The sequence below is a fragment of the Bathymodiolus platifrons methanotrophic gill symbiont genome (assembly GCF_002189065.1).
Lineage (GTDB): Bacteria > Pseudomonadota > Gammaproteobacteria > Methylococcales > Methylomonadaceae > Methyloprofundus.
The window spans coordinates 1-1,189 of record NZ_BDMN01000583.1 but is presented as its reverse complement, the minus strand read 5'-3'; the positions used below and the strand labels follow the sequence as shown (position 1 = coordinate 1,189).

The window sequence follows — 1,189 nt, the reverse complement described above, 5'->3', positions numbered from 1 at the left end:
GAGGGTATTATTCATTATCCTAAAGCAAAATCATTGTTGATCCTTTGCGATGGTGGAGGGAGTAACAGCTCACGGCACTACATTTTTAAAGAAGATTTACAAAAGACTGCGAATGCACTTGGATTGGAAATTAGGATTGCCCACTATCCTCCTTATACCTCCAAGTATAATCCCATTGAACATCGTTTTTTTCCTCATGTGACTCGTGCTTGTGAAGGTGCTGTATTTGACTCGGTTGAAACAGTTAAAACATTGATTTCTAGAACATCAACGTCAAAAGGACTAACAACAATTGTTCACATACTCGACAAAATATACGAGACAGGACGAAAATATGCCGCTGACTTCAAAGAAATAATGCCGATTGTATTTGATACACATTTACCAAAATGGAATTACCGTGCAATTCCTCAAGAATAATTAATATCGGGAAGTTGTTTCGTGCTTATTCCTAAGCTCCGTTTCCATGATTTTCAGCGAAAGCAGTTGGATCAGGTTTATGTACGTAATAACTTGAGTAACTTCAAAACTCCTGATCTCTCGAAAAATGACTTGATACTGAATTCTGAAGTTTTTTAGTTTGTCATTCCGGCAGAGCCTGCCCCAAACAACGGCTGGGGCAGGCCGGACTAATCTGCAAGGAGCAGATTTGCATTTACCTGAAAGGTAATGTGCGTGGATGCACATTATGAATCCAGTCACACGGGTGTGATCAATGCCGTCCATAGCACTGGATACCCTCCTCCCTGCGGGCATGACAAAAAATTAGTGCATTAATGTAGTTTAGTGCTGGGGCGCGGATCTTTATTCTCGTTCCCATGCTCTGCGTGGGAATGCATGAGTTGACGGCTCTGCGTCATGGAATGCTGAGCGCTCCCTAGAGAGAGTGGAATCAAGGTAATAAACTTACCATTATGATTTGCATACACTTTCCATATGACAGAAGGTATTTAAATGATTTCTGAAGTATGGATTAAACCATGCCTATCCGGTTACACTATATAGGCTTTCAGGTAAATAATTTGCATACATTCTGGGCAGTCAGAAATACTGGAAGCGGGATCTTTAGTCCCGTCCAAGCCTGCGGGACTAAAGATCCCACTTCCGAATATTGCTTGTAAATTTCTGAGAAACTATCGCTGTCAGCCCCGGACGGGATGATAGTCTCCAGAAGGCGCAGGGAAATTTG

Annotated in this window: 1 protein-coding gene; it reads left to right on the top strand. The window is 42.0% G+C overall.

Annotation, left to right across the window (positions count from 1 at the left end; translation table 11 throughout):
- The coding region (locus tag CDZ78_RS20700; protein WP_444979227.1) for an ISAzo13-like element transposase-related protein at positions 1 to 420 on the top strand (420 nt) is incomplete at its 5' end.
- Positions 421 to 1,189 lie beyond the last annotated feature (769 nt).